The 17,536-nt window shown below is 38.0% G+C and carries 21 protein-coding genes, 2 pseudogenes and 1 riboswitch; of the genes and pseudogenes, 19 read left to right on the forward strand and 4 right to left on the reverse strand.

Annotation, left to right across the window (positions count from 1 at the left end):
• Window positions 1-9: 9 nt before the first annotated feature.
• The 9 genes and pseudogenes from GZA11_RS00590 to GZA11_RS00630 all read left to right on the forward strand — a co-directional run bounded on the left by GZA11_RS00590 (window position 10) and on the right by GZA11_RS00630 (window position 8,526).
• On the forward strand, window positions 10-597 hold the full coding sequence (locus GZA11_RS00590; protein ID WP_038535304.1) for a sulfurtransferase TusA family protein: 588 nt from the start codon (window positions 10-12) through the stop codon (window positions 595-597).
• 167 nt (window positions 598-764) lie between these two features.
• Complete coding sequence (locus tag GZA11_RS00595; RefSeq protein WP_038535303.1) at window positions 765-1,892, forward strand: MBL fold metallo-hydrolase; 1,128 nt, start codon at window positions 765-767, stop codon at window positions 1,890-1,892.
• A 28-nt stretch (window positions 1,893-1,920) separates the two neighbouring features.
• Window positions 1,921-2,151, forward strand: a complete 231-nt coding sequence (locus GZA11_RS00600; protein WP_038535301.1) for a sulfurtransferase TusA family protein — start codon at window positions 1,921-1,923, stop codon at window positions 2,149-2,151.
• A gap of 50 nt (window positions 2,152-2,201) precedes the next feature.
• Complete coding sequence (locus GZA11_RS00605; RefSeq protein WP_038535299.1) at window positions 2,202-2,972, forward strand: sulfite exporter TauE/SafE family protein; 771 nt, start codon at window positions 2,202-2,204, stop codon at window positions 2,970-2,972.
• Window positions 2,973-3,219: 247 nt separating this feature from the next.
• Window positions 3,220-3,912, forward strand: a complete 693-nt coding sequence (locus tag GZA11_RS00610) for an MBL fold metallo-hydrolase (protein ID WP_163182529.1) — start codon at window positions 3,220-3,222, stop codon at window positions 3,910-3,912.
• Window positions 3,913-4,147: 235 nt separating this feature from the next.
• A complete protein-coding gene (locus GZA11_RS00615; protein ID WP_204317730.1) occupies window positions 4,148-4,606 on the forward strand; it encodes a DinB family protein in 459 nt (152 codons plus the stop codon).
• A gap of 365 nt (window positions 4,607-4,971) precedes the next feature.
• Window positions 4,972-5,427 (forward strand): annotated as a pseudogene (locus GZA11_RS00620) (helix-turn-helix domain-containing protein).
• Between the two features lie 776 nt (window positions 5,428-6,203).
• Entirely contained in the window at window positions 6,204-6,653 is a 450-nt protein-coding gene (locus GZA11_RS00625) for a GNAT family N-acetyltransferase (RefSeq protein ID WP_163182530.1), read from the forward strand.
• A 598-nt stretch (window positions 6,654-7,251) separates the two neighbouring features.
• On the forward strand, window positions 7,252-8,526 hold the full coding sequence (locus GZA11_RS00630; RefSeq protein ID WP_235924777.1) for a YjiH family protein: 1,275 nt from the start codon (window positions 7,252-7,254) through the stop codon (window positions 8,524-8,526).
• A 63-nt stretch (window positions 8,527-8,589) separates the two neighbouring features.
• Here GZA11_RS00630 and GZA11_RS00635 read toward each other — a convergent pair whose 3' ends face one another.
• On the reverse strand, window positions 8,590-9,906 hold the full coding sequence (locus GZA11_RS00635) for a short-chain fatty acid transporter (RefSeq protein WP_163182532.1): 1,317 nt from the start codon (window positions 9,904-9,906) through the stop codon (window positions 8,590-8,592).
• A gap of 182 nt (window positions 9,907-10,088) precedes the next feature.
• Window positions 10,089-10,131: riboswitch (PreQ1 riboswitch) on the forward strand.
• Between the two features lie 46 nt (window positions 10,132-10,177).
• On the opposite strand from GZA11_RS00635, the gene queC reads away from it, so the two are divergent.
• From queC to queE, 3 genes are read left to right on the forward strand one after another with little or no spacing between them, the layout of a single operon-like run.
• Window positions 10,178-10,846 carry a 7-cyano-7-deazaguanine synthase QueC gene (gene queC / locus GZA11_RS00640; RefSeq protein WP_268926743.1) on the forward strand — a complete coding sequence of 223 codons (669 nt, stop codon included), beginning with the start codon at window positions 10,178-10,180 and terminating at the stop codon, window positions 10,844-10,846.
• A 4-nt stretch (window positions 10,847-10,850) separates the two neighbouring features.
• Complete coding sequence (gene queD, locus GZA11_RS00645; protein WP_163182534.1) at window positions 10,851-11,324, forward strand: 6-carboxytetrahydropterin synthase QueD; 474 nt, start codon at window positions 10,851-10,853, stop codon at window positions 11,322-11,324.
• Window positions 11,317-12,042: a 7-carboxy-7-deazaguanine synthase QueE gene (gene queE, locus GZA11_RS00650; RefSeq protein ID WP_038535288.1), complete on the forward strand. Its 726-nt coding sequence runs from the start codon at window positions 11,317-11,319 to the stop codon at window positions 12,040-12,042. Before queD ends, queE begins: the two co-directional genes overlap by 8 nt.
• Before the next feature lie 94 nt (window positions 12,043-12,136).
• Here the strand turns inward: queE and GZA11_RS00655 are convergent, their stop codons facing one another.
• Window positions 12,137-12,424 (reverse strand): hypothetical protein, encoded by a 288-nt coding sequence (locus tag GZA11_RS00655; RefSeq protein ID WP_038535286.1) that lies wholly within the window; start codon window positions 12,422-12,424, stop codon window positions 12,137-12,139.
• Window positions 12,425-12,655: 231 nt separating this feature from the next.
• Here GZA11_RS00655 and GZA11_RS17000 point away from each other — a divergent pair, with 231 nt between their 5' ends.
• The 6 genes and pseudogenes from GZA11_RS17000 to GZA11_RS00680 all read left to right on the forward strand — a co-directional run bounded on the left by GZA11_RS17000 (window position 12,656) and on the right by GZA11_RS00680 (window position 15,556).
• Window positions 12,656-12,742: a putative holin-like toxin gene (locus GZA11_RS17000; RefSeq protein ID WP_374718355.1), complete on the forward strand. Its 87-nt coding sequence runs from the start codon at window positions 12,656-12,658 to the stop codon at window positions 12,740-12,742.
• 447 nt (window positions 12,743-13,189) lie between these two features.
• Window positions 13,190-13,378 (forward strand): Fur-regulated basic protein FbpA, encoded by a 189-nt coding sequence (locus GZA11_RS00660; RefSeq protein ID WP_038535285.1) that lies wholly within the window; start codon window positions 13,190-13,192, stop codon window positions 13,376-13,378.
• 93 nt (window positions 13,379-13,471) lie between these two features.
• Window positions 13,472-13,810 (forward strand): NADPH-dependent FMN reductase, encoded by a 339-nt coding sequence (locus GZA11_RS00665; RefSeq protein ID WP_163182535.1) that lies wholly within the window; start codon window positions 13,472-13,474, stop codon window positions 13,808-13,810.
• Window positions 13,719-14,000: pseudogene (locus GZA11_RS00670) on the forward strand (alkanesulfonate monooxygenase); the annotation flags it as partial. The gene GZA11_RS00665 and the pseudogene GZA11_RS00670, both read left to right, overlap by 92 nt.
• Window positions 14,001-14,762, forward strand: a complete 762-nt coding sequence (gene ssuC, locus GZA11_RS00675; protein ID WP_163182536.1) for an aliphatic sulfonate ABC transporter permease SsuC — start codon at window positions 14,001-14,003, stop codon at window positions 14,760-14,762.
• A gap of 17 nt (window positions 14,763-14,779) precedes the next feature.
• Window positions 14,780-15,556, forward strand: coding sequence for an ABC transporter ATP-binding protein (locus GZA11_RS00680; protein WP_051968160.1), 777 nt, complete (start codon window positions 14,780-14,782; stop codon window positions 15,554-15,556).
• 123 nt (window positions 15,557-15,679) lie between these two features.
• Here the strand turns inward: GZA11_RS00680 and GZA11_RS00685 are convergent, their stop codons facing one another.
• Together GZA11_RS00685 and GZA11_RS16415 are read right to left on the reverse strand one after the other, a co-directional pair.
• Entirely contained in the window at window positions 15,680-16,120 is a 441-nt protein-coding gene (locus GZA11_RS00685) for a cell wall hydrolase (protein ID WP_038535278.1), read from the reverse strand.
• Window positions 16,121-16,331: 211 nt separating this feature from the next.
• Window positions 16,332-16,487 carry a hypothetical protein gene (locus GZA11_RS16415; protein ID WP_163252332.1) on the reverse strand — a complete coding sequence of 52 codons (156 nt, stop codon included), beginning with the start codon at window positions 16,485-16,487 and terminating at the stop codon, window positions 16,332-16,334.
• Window positions 16,488-16,635: 148 nt separating this feature from the next.
• Between GZA11_RS16415 and GZA11_RS00690 the strand changes: the two genes are divergently transcribed.
• Window positions 16,636-17,520, forward strand: coding sequence for a LysR family transcriptional regulator (locus GZA11_RS00690; RefSeq protein ID WP_163182537.1), 885 nt, complete (start codon window positions 16,636-16,638; stop codon window positions 17,518-17,520).
• Window positions 17,521-17,536: the final 16 nt, after the last annotated feature.

The following is a 17,536-nucleotide window of genomic DNA, read 5'->3' on the forward strand; positions in this document are numbered from 1 at the left end:
AGGGTAAACATGAAATTATTAAAAACGGATTTTGTTTTAGATGCCAAAGGGTTATCTTGCCCAATGCCAATCGTAAAAACGAAAAAGGTCATGAATGAATTACAAGCGGGGCAAGTCATAGAAGTTCAAGCAACCGATAAAGGATCGAAAGCTGATCTTCAAGCTTGGGCAAACAGTGCTGGTCATCAGTATCTTGGGACCATTGATGAAGGAGAGGTATTCAAACATTATCTTAGAAAATCATCTAATGAAGGCTTCATTGAAAGAAAACATCCCCGTGTAGCAAGTAATGAAGAATTAGAAACGAAGTTAGAAATGAATGAAAAGATTGTCGTTCTTGATGTAAGAGAAGAAGCTGAATATGCATTTTGCCATATACCTAATGCCATTTCCATACCATTAGGGGAATTGGAAGAGCGTTTAAGCGAACTAAATAAAGAAGATAAAATCTATGTGGTCTGTCGTACAGGAAACCGCAGTGATCTGGCTGCTCAAAAATTAGCTGAAAAAGGTTTTGTTGATGTGATAAACGTCGTTCCTGGTATGAGTGCTTGGACTGGAAAAACCGATTCTTTAAATAAGGAGGGGAGGAAATAAAGATGAACAAAGTGGCAATTCATACAACTACACTTTGTCCATCATGTGTGAGGCTAAATACCTTTTTCATAGCTCAAAACATTTCCTTAAAAATGTAATATTACACTAACATTCTAAAAAAATATTTATTTTTTTTATTTACCAATATACCATAGGGGGTAATGTGAATGACGGTAAAAGCAATGACTGCAAAAGAAGTAACAAGAAAGGTTTTTCATAAAGAAGAATTATTTATTCTCGATGTACGTAACGAAAGTGATTTTCTAGATTGGAAAATTGAAGGGAAAAACTTTGACTATTTAAATATCCCTTATTTTGAATTATTGGATGGAGTGGATAGGATTTTAGAAAAGCTTCCATCTGATAAGGAGATTCTGGTGGTCTGTGCTAAAGAAGGGTCTTCAGTGATGGTGGCAGAGATGCTCTCAGAAAAAGGGTTGAATGTCTCTTATTTAAAAGGTGGAATGAAAGCATGGAGTGAACACCTCGAACCAGTAAAGGTAGGGGAATTAACGGATGGTGGAGAAATTTATCAATTTGTCCGTATTGGAAAAGGTTGTCTATCCTATATGGTAATTTCTAACGGGGAAGCGGCCATTATAGATGCTACTCGTATGACGGATATTTTTTTGGACTTCGCGAAAGAAAAGGGAGCAAAGATTACACATGTTTTCGATACCCATCTACATGCTGACCATATTTCTGGGGGTAGAACGATGGCGAAAGAAACAGGTGCAACATACTGGTTGCCACCAAAGGATGCAATGGAGGTAACTTTCGAATACATGCCATTAGAAGGTGGAAACGTAGTGACAATTGGAAATACCGCAATCGATATTCATGCACTATATAGCCCTGGGCACACTATCGGATCTACTTCCTTGGTCGTTGATGGGAAGTTCCTTCTTTCAGGAGACATCCTATTTATTAATTCAATTGGAAGACCGGATTTAGCAGGAAAGGCCGAAGACTGGGTCACAGATTTACGAGAAAGCCTTTATTCCCGATATAGAGAACTTTCCGCTGATCTTGTGGTTTTACCAGCTCACTTCATGATCATGGATGAATTAAAGGAAGATGGAAGTGTATCGGAAAAATTAGGCACTCTGTTTGTGAACAATCATGGATTGAATATAGAAGATGAAAATGAATTTAGAAAATTGGTAACAGAAAACTTACCGCCTCAACCAAATGCATACCAAGAAATTCGAAAAACAAACATGGGGAAAATGAACCCTGATCTAGAGAAACAACGCGAAATGGAAATTGGACCAAACCGTTGTGCGGTTCGTTAAAATCTAAATAATAAGGAGTCTATAACCTATGGAATCTACAAAAATTTTAAATGTCAAAGGATTAGCTTGTCCCATGCCCATTGTAAAAACAAAAAAAGCAATGAATGAGTTACATCTAGGTGATGTTTTAGAAATTCATGCAACAGACAAAGGAGCAAAAAAAGACCTTGCTGCTTGGGCAAAAGTAAGTGGACATGAGATGTTGAAATATGAAGAAGATGGAGAAGTCCTAAAGTTCTGGATGAAGAAAGGGAACTAATCTTATCATGGGGAACCTGCTTGGGTTCCCTTTTTTAGGAGGGAAGGAATATGGAATTTATGATTATCATTTTTTTCATCGGTTTTATTGGTTCCTTTATTTCTGGGATGTTAGGAATCGGTGGATCCATCATTAAATACCCTATGCTTCTTTATATACCGCCATTATTTGGTTTTGCTACCTTTAGTGCTCACGAGGTTTCAGGCATAAGTGCGATACAGGTATTTTTTGCAACGATCGGAGGGGTATGGGCTTTTCGGAAAGGTGGATATTTAAATAAATCCTTAATTACAAATATGGGGATTAATATTTTAATAGGAAGTTTTATTGGCGGATATGGCTCAAAGCTAATGTCTGAAGCAGGCATCAATTTGGTATATGGAATACTTGCATTAACTGCAGCGGTCATGATGTTTATTCCTAAAAAAGGTTTGGATGACATTCCATTTGATCAAGTGAAGTTTAATAAATGGCTTGCAGCCATCCTCTCTTTGATAGTTGGGATTGGGTCAGGAATCGTTGGGGCGGCAGGTGCCTTTTTATTAGTACCTATTATGTTGGTTGTCCTAAAAATACCAACAAGGATGACCATTGCCTCTTCTATGGCCATTACTTTTATTTCTTCCATCGGAGCTACAGTTGGTAAAATGACAACAGGCCAAGTCGATTATGGTCCCGCCATCATTATGATTGTAGCAAGTCTTATTGCATCTCCATTAGGGGCCGTGACTGGGAAAAAGATAAAGACGAAAATTCTTCGAATCATTTTGGCATTCATGATCCTAGCAACTGCCGTAAAGATTTGGATGGATATTTTGTAGTAGATTCAATGAAGATAAGAAAGGGAAGAGAAATCGTTATTAGAAAACTCCTCTCCATTTATTCATGGTTAAAACTCAGGGAGTCTCTTTTCATTTTTTTTATAAACTTTCCATCATGGATTTATCATTTTTTTATGTAATGATCTATTTAAATGAAATGTATGATATTTTGAGTTTTATGATATATATTTTTACAATGGAAGTAAGTCTCTATTAGGAAAAATTAGAGTAAGATGGAGGACGGAAAATGAAAATTATCGGGCTTCCTATTCATTATGAATTTAATGGCCAAAAAGATACGATTTACCCGACCTTAATCATCATGAATAATGAACTTACCTTAGTAGATACTGGGCATAAAAATTTTTTGCCGCTGATTACCAATGAAATTCTCAAATATAGCTATCAAATGGAGCAACTAAAAAATATTATTATCACACATTATGATAACGATCATATCGGTTCTTTATATGATTTTAAGAAAGAGTATCCGTGGGTAAAGATTATAGCTAGCGAAAAAGAATCGAAATACATCAGTGGGGAAGTCAAATCAGAGAGATTAGCGCAAGCCGAAGCGTTGCTAGAAAACATGTCAGCGGAAGAAATCGAATTTGGAAAATGGTTTATCCAACAATTAAAGAGTTTGAAGCATGTTCCAGTAGATCAAACGGTCCGTGATGGGGATTTGATTTTAGATGACCAATGTAGAGTCATCGCCACACCAGGTCATACTTCCGGCCATATTTCACTCTATATTCCTAGCTTAAATAGTGTCATTACCGGTGATGCCGCTGTAAAGGAAAAGGATGAATTAGTGGTAGCCAATCCACAGTTTTGTTTAAACCTTGAAAAAGCGGAACAATCTTTGGCTAAACTTAAAGATCTACAAGCGAAAAATTATTATTGTTACCATGGAGGGAAATACGTTTCTAGTTCCTAACAAAATTTGAACGATTCGATTCATACATGTGATTTTAAGTAGGATCATCCCATAAGGTATGGTATGAGCATTTCGGGGGTGGTCTTTTCTTTTGGCTGTTTCGTAAGGTTGTACCAAATGATTCAAAAGGGAATTATTTTCTTCTTCAACGAAAGGGATAGGTTCGTTTAAGAAGGGATATTCCTATCTTTAGTCGAATTTTGTTTTTTAGATACCTATTTAAGGGGTGAAGTGTGTGGAGGAAATAATGAATGGGATAAACCACTGGATACAAACCTTACCGAAAGTATTAAACGCAATGTTAGAAACAGAAATATCCAATCGCCCATTACCAAATAAATGGTCAAAAAAAGAGATTTTAGGACATCTATGTGACTCCGCCATAAATAATCTTCAAAGGTTTATAAACATTCAGTATGAAGAACAACTATTGGTCATCCAATCCTACAACCAAGATCAATGGGTCAAACTTCAAAATTATCAAGAAAGACCACTGGATGAGATATGTAACCTTTTTATCGCATTAAATAAACAAATCATTAAAATTTTATCAAATATTCCGAAAGAGAAATTATCTTATGTTTGTGATATAGGTAACAATCAATTGAAAACAGTAGAGTGGTTAATAAAAGATTATCTTAAACATATGGAACATCATATTAACAACCAAATTCTGATGAAAAATTATGCGTAATAGGGATTCTGCTAAGCTGCTTCCTTTTGGAAGTGGCTGTTTTTACCTTTCAAGAAATATTGAATTGTATTTAAATGGATTTTTGACAAACACATGGCCGCACTTGCCCTTGGTCGCCATTTTTTATTCTATTGAAGGAAATGGAATCAGTAGAGGTAGTTCCAGATAATTGGTTGCCACAACCTGATACGGCTCCATCCAATCTTACATACAAATTATAATCATTGTAAACATGAAGTTGCTACTTGGATTTTCCTGAAAAATGAAGGTGCAACAGGAGGTTGCCCCTAGATGCACCTATTAAGAGCTTTACTTTAACCACTATTTTCCTCGATAATGGAAAGGAAGAAAGGTGAGGTTGAACAATGATTTTTAGTGAACGATTAAAAAGAGAAAGAGAAAAAAGGGGATGGTCACAAGCCGATCTTGCAGACAAACTTCATGTGAGTCGTTAGTCTGTTTCGAAATGGGAAACGGGTAAGAATTATCCAAGTATCGAAATCATCATTGAGTTGAGTGATTTATTCGGTATTACGATAGATGAATTGTTGAGGAGTGACAAAGAATTGACGGAAAAAGTGATTAAAGATAGTAAGCAATTGGCCTATCCAAAATGGAAAACATTTTTTGATACGGTATTCATGTTAGGCGTATTTTTATTAATCATCAAACTATCTATTCTCGGCTTCAATTATTTTGTTGGTACAAAAATAACGATATTAGAAGGCTTGCCAAAATTTGTCGTAAACTTTTTACCATTCGTATTAATGGTTGTTGGTGGCATTGGCTCAGATAGTTTGAAAAATAAATATAAAGATTGACAGTAAAAACCGTCGGGATTTTTATAGTACGAGAAATGATATGTAAGACAGGTAAGGGAAGTGGTATATACCACTCCCTTTTCCACTTTCTAAGAATGAAATGGTTTTATGAGGATCATCCTTTGTTGCCCTGGAAATGATTCACCATGCTCGTGTTTACGTGAGATAATTCTTGGTTGGGGTTCAATCCCAATAGTTAAAAATGATTTGTCCTATTGTTTCGGGTTTCCAGTTGGAGATTTGAACCAATTCTGCACTATTCAACTCTTTGGATGCTACAAAACTTTGGTAAACCGGAGCATTTAGCACATCTGATTTTAATACTTGAAAATAAAGAGAAATTTGCTCATCAATAAAAGGTTGGTCGATAAATGTAATGTTTCCATTTTCAACTACCGATGCAACTGCAAGATAAGGAAAATGTATTTATATAGAATTGATTATCAAAAATTCTCAACTTGTGTAGGCTATTAAATTCAATGACCTTTCAACCGCTACGTAATGCAACATCACAACATAATTGCTTAAATTGTCTCCCGTCTACTTGAGGTGGAGGGGTGTTGACTTTTGGTTCATAAAATCCAGTTATACCATTAGGAAGTTTCACTATTGGTCACCACCTACTAAATTTAGAAAAAAGCAACCTATCAAATTATATCGGTCATTTTATATAAAAAGTGTTATTTACAATAATATAAAGAATTTGATAAGGTTTCAAATTTCAAGATTTAATTTTACAGAGCCATAAATAAAAAGAATTGAGGGGGAAGTAAAACATGATTCGAAAGTTGGACATTCGTGTGAAGGAAACCGCGGAGAAGGTTTTAAACATTCAAATCCCAGCCTATCAAGTAGAGGCTGAGATGATTGGTTCTTTTGAGATCCCCCCATTAAAAGACACAGTGGAAACCTTGCAAACATGTGGAGAAACTTTCTATGGCTATTATTCTGACGAACAACTTTGTGGAGTAATTTCCATTAAAGTGGTCAATGAGGAAGTAGATATACATCGATTAATCGTCCACCCGAATCATTTTCGAAAGGGAATTGCTCAAGCACTATTAGATTTTATAGAAGCCAATTTTAAGATGAATCGAATGATCGTGTCCACCGCTTCCAAAAATGTCCCAGCCGTCCGTTTTTATAAAAAGAATGGATTTCAAGTGATAAAGGAAGTCATGGTTAATGGAAACCTCTCCTTAACCTATTTTGAAAAGAAACGGTAATGAAGATACAATGGGGGTACTACATGACTGGAATAGTTAAAACTCCACAATCACCATATTATGCTTCAGCATTCCGGTTGGAGGGTTAGAGTTTAAAAATCTCACAAACCTATAAATTCTGACTAAATGCCACCGAAAATCCCCTGAAAAAAGTGAATGTTTCATAAAATAATTACTATAAATATCCCGGTTTGACCCAAAATCTTTTGTTTACACCTAAAACTTTTTTCTTTTTTCCAAAGTTTTAATAGTATTTTTCTGAATATTTAAACTTTATAATACATTTATTAATAGGGATTTAGGAGTGAAGGACAGAACAGTCTAGGATGCTATCCATTGATCTAGGTATGACTTCATGACTAGGAAGATTTAGACAGTAGCAGCACTCCGGATATGGTTTCACTGTTATCATCAGGAAGAGGCGGAAAGACCGGAGAATTGGGTAGGCGGTCCGAATCTAGGAATCTTTTACATTATTTTGAAAGCGTTTTTATTTTTAGGGCAATTACATTTTAAAGGGGGAAAGTGTATGACAAATTTTCCAGTGGAACAAGAAAAAACGGTGAAGCCGGAATTGCGGGCAAATAACTTGGGGAATATGGCAAAGTTTTTTGTCTATAGTGCGATTGGCATTTTCGTCTTTTTTATTCCGGTCACTTTGAATGGAAAATCTTCCATCATGCTCGACCATATTGTTTCCTATATTCAAACGGCTGTACCAGGTGTCTTGCCTTATTACGCTCTCCTTGTGATCTTATTAGGAGCCATTTACCCATTTGTAAAGGGAACATGGAAAAAAGATACCGTTTCACTCATTTTTTCAATTTTAAAAGTAATTGGTTTGGTTGCTGGAGTAATGCTTGTCTTCAATTTTGGACCAAAGTGGTTTTTTGATCCTAATATGGGGCCGTTTTTGTTTAACAAACTGGTCGTGTCCGTAGGTTTACTCGTCCCTATCGGCTCGGTGTTTCTTGCTTTATTGGTGGGGTATGGGCTATTGGAGTTTGTCGGGATTTTCATGCAGCCAGTCATGAGGCCGGTATGGAAGACACCTGGACGTTCGGCTATTGATGCGGTGGCCTCCTTTGTTGGAAGTTACTCCATTGGCTTATTAATTACCAACCGGGTGTTTAAGGAAGGAAAATATACGATCAAGGAAGCTGCGATTATTGCCACTGGCTTCTCCACTGTTTCGGCCACCTTTATGATTGTCGTAGCTAAAACCCTGAACTTAATGGAAATTTGGAACACCTATTTCTGGGTCACCTTTGTCGTCACATTTTTGGTAACGGCGATTACGGTTCGGATATGGCCATTGTCCAAAATGAGTGATGCCTATTATCAAGATATGGAAGGCGATGAAGAGGTCATTATAAAAAAAGACCGAGTAAAAACGGCATGGAATGAGGCCATGAAGACCGCCAATCAGTCTCCGAGTCTTGGTAGAAATATTTGGGACAACTTGAAAGACGGATTCGTCATGACCATGGGAATTTTGCCGTCGATCATGTCGGTAGGCTTATTAGGTCTTGTCTTGGCAGAATATACGCCGGTATTTGATTGGCTCGGCTATATTTTCTACCCGTTCGTAAAACTCGTTCAACTGCCGGATGCGATGCTTGCTTCAAAAGCAAGTGCTGTCAGTATAGCCGAGATGTTCTTGCCTGCACTCTTGGTGACAAAAGCTGCCCTTGTGACGAAGTTTGTCATCGCCGTCGTGTCTGTATCATCCATCATCTTCTTCTCGGCCGTAGTTCCATGTATTCTTTCTACAGAAATTCCGCTCACTGTCGGCAAACTGATCGTCATCTGGTTTGAACGGGTGGTATTAACCATCCTTCTTACGGCTCCGATTGCTTATTTACTTTTATAACAGGAAAAAGCATTGAAAAAAACCTCGTCCAAGTGGCGAGGTTTTTTCATGAGTGGATGTAAGCTAATAGACAAAATAAATCAAAATGGAACTGACGATTCCGATCCAAATGGCGAGCAAGATACAATATCCCATGATATGACGTATATGGAGGCCGACAATACTTAAGATGGGTAATGCCCAGAATGGTTGGATGAGATTCGTCCAAGCATCTCCCCAGCCTACGACCATGGCAATCACACCAGGATCGACTCCTAGCTCCATTCCAGCGGGGACGGAGAGAGGCCCTTGTAGTGCCCATTGGCCACCACCAGATGGGGCGAGTAGGTTGACAAGTCCGGCTGTCCAATAAGTAATAACCCCAAATGACTCCGTACTTGAAATGGAGATCATTCCTTTAATAATGATATCGGCAAGCCCTGAGCTCCCTAAAAGTGCAATAATTCCTGCATAAAATGGAAATTGAAGAATAATCGGTGAAATAGAACCTGCTGCTTCCTGAAAGGCTTTACCGTACTGATTCAGTGAACGGTGAAACATTAGACCTAATGATAAAAACAAAATATTAATGAGATTTAAATTAAGGTCCGTTCCTTTTCCCAACTGTAATATCGTATAAATGAGACCCACCAATCCAATTAAAATTCCAAGGATAGGGGTGTTTTCTAACGAAGTGGCAAAAGTTTTTTCTTCTTCTTTTTCCGTTTTAATCGGTTGTTGCTCTTTTTCTTTTGGTGTATAAGGAATGATATTTTTCTTGGGCGCCATGAATAGAATGAAAATCGGCATGGTGATGACGAGAGTGATAAGGATGAGAATGGTACCAGGATGAAAAATCGTTTCTGAGGTAGGAATGACGCCCATGACATCTGCTAGAAAATGGCCTTTCGTTGCAACGGTTAAACCAATGGAGCTTGATAACCCTGCTGAGTAGAGTGCGGTAGGGGCGTAGGCACACGCTACTAATAATGGAAAATGAGCATTTTGATTTCGTTTTCCAACCTCACGTGCGACAATCGCACCAACAATGACAGCCAACCCCCAGTTAATATAATAAGCGGCGGATGTAATGAGAAAGGTATAAAGATAGGCTTTGTTTGCGGTATTGGCCTTTGCTGAAAGGGCCTCTAAACCTTTACGGATAAATGGAACCGAGGCAAGGACCATCCCTGTCATGAGTAAGAGCACCATTTGCATCGTAAAAGCTAAATAAGTCCAAAACCCATCCCCATACGACTGAAATAATTCTAATGGATCTGTAGGAGTCACAAAAATAGCCAACACAAATACAAGCAAGGTCATCAACACTGCAATCACAAACGCATCTGGCAAATATCGTTGTACCACCCGAGAAAAGCGTTCTGAAACTCTGTTTAACATTGTTTCTCCCCCCTTTTTACTACTCAAAGTATGACAAAAGAGATAGTGTTATAACCTAGTTCGTTTTGGTGGGAGGAGAGGACCTTGTTCATTTTTTGTACCAAGAGTCTTGATGAAGATAGATTGAAAAATTGCTAAAATAGTATATAATCATATAGTCAAGTAAATAAAATCCGCATGAAGCGGGAGAGGTTCTAGCTACCCTCTATAAAAAACTAAGGAAAACAGGACTAATTTCTTTAGTAGTCCTGTTTTTCTGTTAAAAGGAGAGATTTTCATGTTGAAGAAAGAGAAAGCTGTTGTCGTTTTTAGCGGAGGGCAGGATAGTACAACCTGTCTGTTCTGGGCAATGGAACGATTTGAAGAAGTCATCGCCGTTACGTTCAATTATAACCAAAGACATAAGCTTGAAATTGAATGTGCTCAGAACATCGCGAAAGAACTTGGAATACAACATCATATTTTAGATATGTCCTTATTAAACCAACTGGCACCTAATGCTTTAACTCGAAATGATATTGAGGTGAAAGAAGGGGAGGATGGAGCACTTCCATCTACCTTTGTACCGGGCAGAAACCTTGTATTTATCTCATTCGCAGGTATATTTGCTAGTCAAATTGGTGCGAAGCATATTGTCACTGGTGTATGTGAAACAGACTTTAGTGGATATCCAGATTGTCGGGATGTTTTTATTAAATCATTAAATGTAACGTTAAATTTATCCATGGACCAGCAATTTGTCATCCACACACCATTAATGTGGTTGAATAAAGCAGAAACTTGGGAATTAGCTGACCAATTAAATGCCTTGGAATTTGTCCGGGAAAAAACATTGACTTGTTATAACGGAATCATGGCTGATGGGTGTGGGGAATGCCCGGCATGTCTATTGCGTATACGGGGATTGGACCAATATTTAAGCACTAGAAAGGAGTTATAAGCATATGTATGGATTTCGCATCGTAGATAAACTCCAAAAAATGGATGAAGATATTCAGCGTAATCAGCTAAAATACCATTCAAAAAGAGTATTGGTAAGTAAAGAATTTACTTTTGATGCCGCCCATCATTTACACTGTTATGAGGGAAAATGTAAAAATCTTCACGGTCATACGTACAAAGTTATTTTTGGTATTAGTGGGTATGTGGATGATCGTGGGTTGATGATGGATTTTGGAGATATAAAAGAGATTTGGAAAAAAGAAATTGAAATCTATCTCGACCACCGCTATTTAAATGAAACCTTGCCTCCGATGAATACGACGGCAGAAAATATGGTGGTTTGGATTTTTGAAAAAATGGCGGAGGCTTTAAAGAAAAACGATCAATTAATCGGTGCAAGAGTAGAATTTGTCCGTTTATATGAAACACCAACCAGCTACGCCGAAGCGAGACGGGAGTGGATGGAAGATGAGTAAAATACCTGTCATGGAGATTTTCGGCCCCACCATTCAGGGAGAAGGGATGGTCATCGGTCAAAAAACGATGTTTGTGAGAACGGCAGGCTGTGATTATTCCTGTAGCTGGTGCGATTCTTCTTTTACTTGGGATGGTTCAGGAAAAAAGGATATTCGAATGATGGAACCTATGGAGATTTGGCAAGAACTAGAGAGAATTGGTGGGAACAATTTCTCCTTTGTCACGATTTCTGGTGGGAATCCAGCCTTATTAACAAATTTAAGTGAATTGATTCAGCTGCTTAAAGAGAAGCAGATAAAAACAGGTTTGGAAACGCAAGGGAGTAAGTGGCAGGATTGGTTTTATGAAATTGATGAACTAACCATTTCCCCCAAACCGCCAAGCTCCAAAATGGATACCAACTTTGAAATATTAGATGAAATCATTTCGAAATTAAAACAAAATGAACAATCAAAATTTAGTTTAAAGGTTGTTGTCTTTGATGAGGAAGATTATCGATATGCCCAAAAAGTGCATTCACGTTATCCAGACATCCCGTTCTTCTTACAAGTGGGTAATGATGATCTAACCACGATGGATAATAAGGAATTACTTCTTCATTTGCTGGATAAATATGAAAGACTAATAGAAAAAGTCATCCAAGATCCAACATTAAATAACGTGAAAGTATTACCGCAAATGCATACATTATTATGGGGAAATAAACGAGGAGTGTAGTTGATAAAAAAAGTCACTCAGCTTGCTCCATTCATGAGGGAGGCGTCTCGGTTCATGTTCCGAGACGCTTTTTATATTGGTTAGTCATGGATGTTTAGTACGGATAGGGGTACGGATATCCCGTTTGGTATGGATAGGCATAATAGGGATAAGGATATGGGTATGGTGCTGGATAAGGGCCAGGTGTTGCTGCTGCGCCTAATGCTAATCCTGTTAGTGCCCCAGCCGTAAATCCTGGATAGAACCCGCCATGAGGATGAAATCCATGTCCTCCATGTCCTCCGTGTCCTCCATGCCCCCAATGACCATGACTGCCTCCATGTCCCCAACCATGGCCTCCACCATGTTGATGTGGTCTTACGTTGTTTGGATGAATATTCATTACATGTCACACCTCCACCTATGAGCTTCTATATCCTATGCCTATTAGGCTACAATTGCTATATGTATTTCAAATTGTTACTCATTTTTTGGTACTTTAGTTAAATTTTTACAACAAATATAAAAACATCTGTTCCTATTTTCTGGTGGACATGGTATACTAAAAATGCAATAGAAAGGAATTTCTCAAGGGTGGTCGGCACACTCCCAACTAGAAAGGGGGTGATGCTGAGTGACAGTTTTCGAATCATTAATGCTGGCAATTTCATTTGCTAGTTTGATCATAACGGTACTGTCATTTCATAACCATAATAAATAATCCACCCTTGAGTTAGCGGCTCCGGGTGGATTATTTTCGCCTATTGGCCGATTCCCTTTGAGGGAACCTTCTATTGCTGACCGGACATGTGCCAGCATGTTCGGTCTTTTTTACTTTTTGTATTATTTACTATTATTATAACGCATTCTCTGAAAAAAGAAACTAGAAACTTTACACAAATCAAGCGGTGATCAAGAAAATTTGAATCAAAATGGAACATAAAATCAGCAACCATTTGTATGGTCCTTGTTAGTCGAAAAAAGGAAAATCATCTTTTATACAAAAAATGGTTGACAATATTGGAAAATGCTGATACATTTAATTCAAAGTTAACCAATCGGAATAGTTAAGGTTCGATCAGACCACTGAAGGCCTTGTAATGAGATATCATAGGATTATGCATTACAGGGCTTTCTTGCATTTAGATGAAATAGAGGAGGGAATCAAATGGGGAACATCCTTAGAAAAGCCGTGGAACAAAAGCGGCAAAAATTAATCGACTTATTGATTGCACATAATGTTTATAAGAAAGTGGATAAACATCTGTTTGAATTATCACTAACCGAATTAGAGCACGAATATAAGCGATTTAAACAGACATGTCATCCCCATCAAAATGTTGGTTCCATTAAATAATAATGAAAATGACCGATCAGACAACTGAAGGTCCTTAACTGTATGGAATATATAGTTAAGGACCTTTTTATTTTTTCATAAAGGAGAGGAATTATGTCTAAAATTTTAATCATATCCGGGAGCCCGTCGAGTGTTTCACGATCTGGAGCCATTTCCACTTACATTCGGAACATCCTGAAAGAAGGTGGAAATCAGGTAGAGAAGCTTGTTTTACGTGAATTGCCAGCGGAAGCAATGGTTCATGCCCAATTTAACCATCCTGAGATTAAGAAAGCCAAAAAATTAGTGGAAGAGTCGGACGCTCTTGTGGTGGTGAGTCCGATTTATAAGGCCAGTTATCCTCTGGGCAGGCGTCGGTCTGGTGCGAGGGGGTGCCGGTACGGCTCTAGTTGGAGATCCAGAAACCGTGGCAAAACGAATGAAAGAATATGAAGAAATCGGAATAGAGACTTTTATTTTATCAGGATATCCTCATTTAGAAGAGGCCTATCGTGTATCTGAGCTTCTATTCCCACATTTGAATTTAACAAATTCAGCGAATAATCCATCTTCTTCGATTGTCAGTCCATTTGGTGAAATTGTCGCTAACAGTTTTTTACCAACCATCGGGGGAGTGAAGTAAATGAAATGGAAGACAAAATTATTACCTTGGGTCATTCCAATCGGATTAATGATTACTTGGCAAGTATCTTCTTCCATTGGAATTATTTCCACAAGGGTTTTACCGAATCCGCTTGATATTGTTTCTGCCGCAACGAATCTAACAAAAAGTGGTCAGTTGCCAGCAGATGTATGGACAAGTACAAAAAGGGCATTTGTAGGATTTCTAATAGGTGGAGGTCTTGGTTTTCTATTAGGGTTGGTGAATGGGATCTCGAAAATCTCGGAAAAATTGCTCGATTCTTCTATACAAATGATTCTGAATATTCCGCATTTGGCCTTATTACCCATCGTCATTCTTTGGTTTGGTATTGGGGAAGAGGCGAAATTGTTTCTGGTTGCTTTAGGGACATTTTTCCCTATTTACCTCAACACCTATCATGGCATCCGTTCGGTGGATCCATCCTTCATTGAAATGACCTATGTCTATGAACTAAAAGGATTCTCCCTTTTTTGGCATGTTATTTTCCCAGCAGCTTTACCTTCGATCCTTGTAGGGGTAAGGTTTGCCCTTGGGATCACTTGGGTAACATTGATTGTTGCTGAAACGATTGCTGCTGATTCGGGAATCGGCTATATGGCGATGAACGCTAGGGAATTTATGCAATTAGATGTTGTCGTTCTCAGTATTCTACTTTATGCACTTTTAGGAAAATTATCTGATGTGATAGCAAAAATAGCGGAAAAAAGATTTATAAAATGGCATCCAAGCCATCAGAAATGAGTAAGGGGTGTAGAGTGATGGCGATAGAACAACCGATCGCGAAACTGTTGAATATCCGAAAAGATTTTGGAGAAAAAGAAGTATTAAGAAAAATAGATTTACAGATTAATCAAGGGGATTTCATTGCTATTGTAGGTAAAAGTGGCTGCGGTAAAAGCACGCTACTACGGATACTAGCAGGTTTGGAAGCTCCAACTTCAGGTAGGCTGCTAGTAAATGGGCAGGAATTGAGAGAAAGAAATCGATTGGCCAAAATCATGTTCCAGGATGGTCGACTCCTTCCGTGGAAAAAAGTTTACGATAACGTGGCACTTGGCTTAAAGGAGGAATCTCAAAAACAACAAATTGAACATATCTTGCAACAGGTTGGGCTAGGGGATCGTTTACATTCATGGCCATCTGAACTTTCAGGGGGGCAAAAGCAACGAGTTGCTCTTGCTAGAGCCCTCATTCATGAGCCGAAGTTATTGCTGCTAGATGAGCCTCTTGGGGCTTTGGATGCCTTAACTCGTATTGAAATGCATGAATTAATAGAAAAGTTATGGAAAGAAAAGCAACTCACAGCCATTCTCGTCACCCATGATGTAGAGGAAGCAGTAGCATTAGCCAACCGGGTGGTCATTATAGAAGAAGGTCGGATTGTATTAGAAGTACCTGTCCGATTACCTTATCCAAGGCACCGTGATCATCCACTATTTATGAAACTAGTGAATCAAATCTTAAATAAAATTTTAGGAAATAAAAGGATGACAGTTGAGTCAAATAGTAATTTGCCTGCCGTAGAATCGCAATGAAATAGATCACCCACGGTAGTGTTTGGTACCACAGGTGGATAACCTAAAAACAATGGGGGCGGCCCTAATTCATACTTCTTATAAAAGAAAGTATGGTAGGGAACCGCCCCCTTCATTTTGGGGTTACCCTCTATAAACACTATCACATGTTCCTGCTTTTGGTTCATAATAACAATGCTGCTTAAATTGTCCAGAATGAGGTTGACCATACCATGTGGGAGGACAAGGACCATATGGATTAAAATACCAAAGAGCAAATTTGGATGGATGTTGTCTCCAATATTCCAAATTCTGTCTGGCTAATCTCTTTTCAGAAGTTCTTGCTCTTTGATAAAAGACGTTTCCCTTTTGAACCGCCTCAAAGGAATAGTTCCCACCTTGCACTTGAAAAATAACCTGGGGAACGGTTCTTACTTGTTTAAAATCTAAACAATCGGCTACCACTCGATTGACAATCACATTTCCGACCATTAGCATTCCCAGTTTTCCTTCACCTTCGGCTTCTGCCCTCATCATCCGAGCCATTAAAGAAACGTCCGAATCTCGGTAGCTTATTCGTGGCATTTTTCCACCCCCACATTTATAGTATGAAAAAATGTTCGAATACATGAAGAAATTTCTGTTAATTTTTAGAAAGGAGGAAGATTAAGTTTAAAACTGAAGGTAAAAGGGGAAAAAGTGTTTCTCGTGCACACGATGATTCCGTTTAAAAAAAAGAAAGGGGACGGATTGGTTGGCCCCATTGGCCTTCCAGCTCCGTCCCTTCTCATATATGTTAAGCAACTTCTTCAAAACATGGGTCATTGTAATAAACGACTTCGGATAGGATATTGCATCCTTTCATGTTTTTAAGTGCTTCTCGCGCTTGTTCTTCTGTTTCGAATTCATATTGTGTAAAAGATGAATTTGAAAAATGAGTGATTACCCACATTTAATAGGACCTCCTAAAATTAACCATATATATATAAATGATTGGTTGCTATGAGTTAATGGTAATGCAATAATGGAAATAAATAAAATTGTTAATTGTTATGGTGAAATATAAAAATTTTTTATATGGAAAATTTAGGGTGATGTTTGTGGATTATCGTGATTGGGAAATATTAAGGGTTCTTTATAGTCAGAAAAACCTGACGAAAGCAGCGCGTATTTTATATATTACCCAGCCTGCATTAACCAATCGTTTAAAGCACATGGAGGAAGAATTGGGAGTCAAAATTGTAACTCGTGAAAGCAGAGGGGTTCATTTTACCGCTGAGGGAGAATATCTTGTTCGATGTGCGGATGAAATCCTTGAACAATTTAATAAAATAAAAGAGCATGTAAGGAATATGAGCAATCATGCCGGCAATGCAGTCGCAGGAACGTTAAAATTGGGAGTATCCAATTTTTTTGCCAATTATGAATTGCCGTCAATGTTAAAATTATTTAAAGAACAGTACCCGCATGTGGATTTTAAAGTGGTGACAGGGTGGAGTAAAGATGTTACGAAACTGATTCATAATAAGGACGTTCATATCGGCTTTGTGAGAGGCGACTATAATTCTCGAGGACTGAAAAAGCATTTATTATTAGAAGAAACGGTTTCGATTGCTTCTAAGGAACCAATCGATATTTCAGATTTGCCACATCTTCCTAGAATTGATTATAGTGGGGATGTTTTATTAAAAACCTTAATAGACAATTGGTGGGCAGAGAACTATATACAGCCACCTTTCATTAGTATTGAAGTGGATCAGGTGGATACATGTATGAAAATGGTGATGAATGGGTTGGGTTACGGCATTTTGCCTAGCCGCATGCTCAAAGATACAGAAAATATTTACAAAGTGGATTTAACGCACCAAAATGGAAAACCAATCCTACGTAGAACTTGGATGTATTATCATAAAGAATCATTAGAATGGAACGTCACGAAAGCATTTATTCAGTTTGTTGAATCATTGGCTGGTCGTTCAAAATGAAAGAAGGATGGATTCG

It is taken from the genome of Neobacillus sedimentimangrovi (assembly GCF_010614825.1).
Classification (GTDB): Bacteria; Bacillota; Bacilli; order Bacillales; family Cytobacillaceae; genus Neobacillus; species Neobacillus thermocopriae.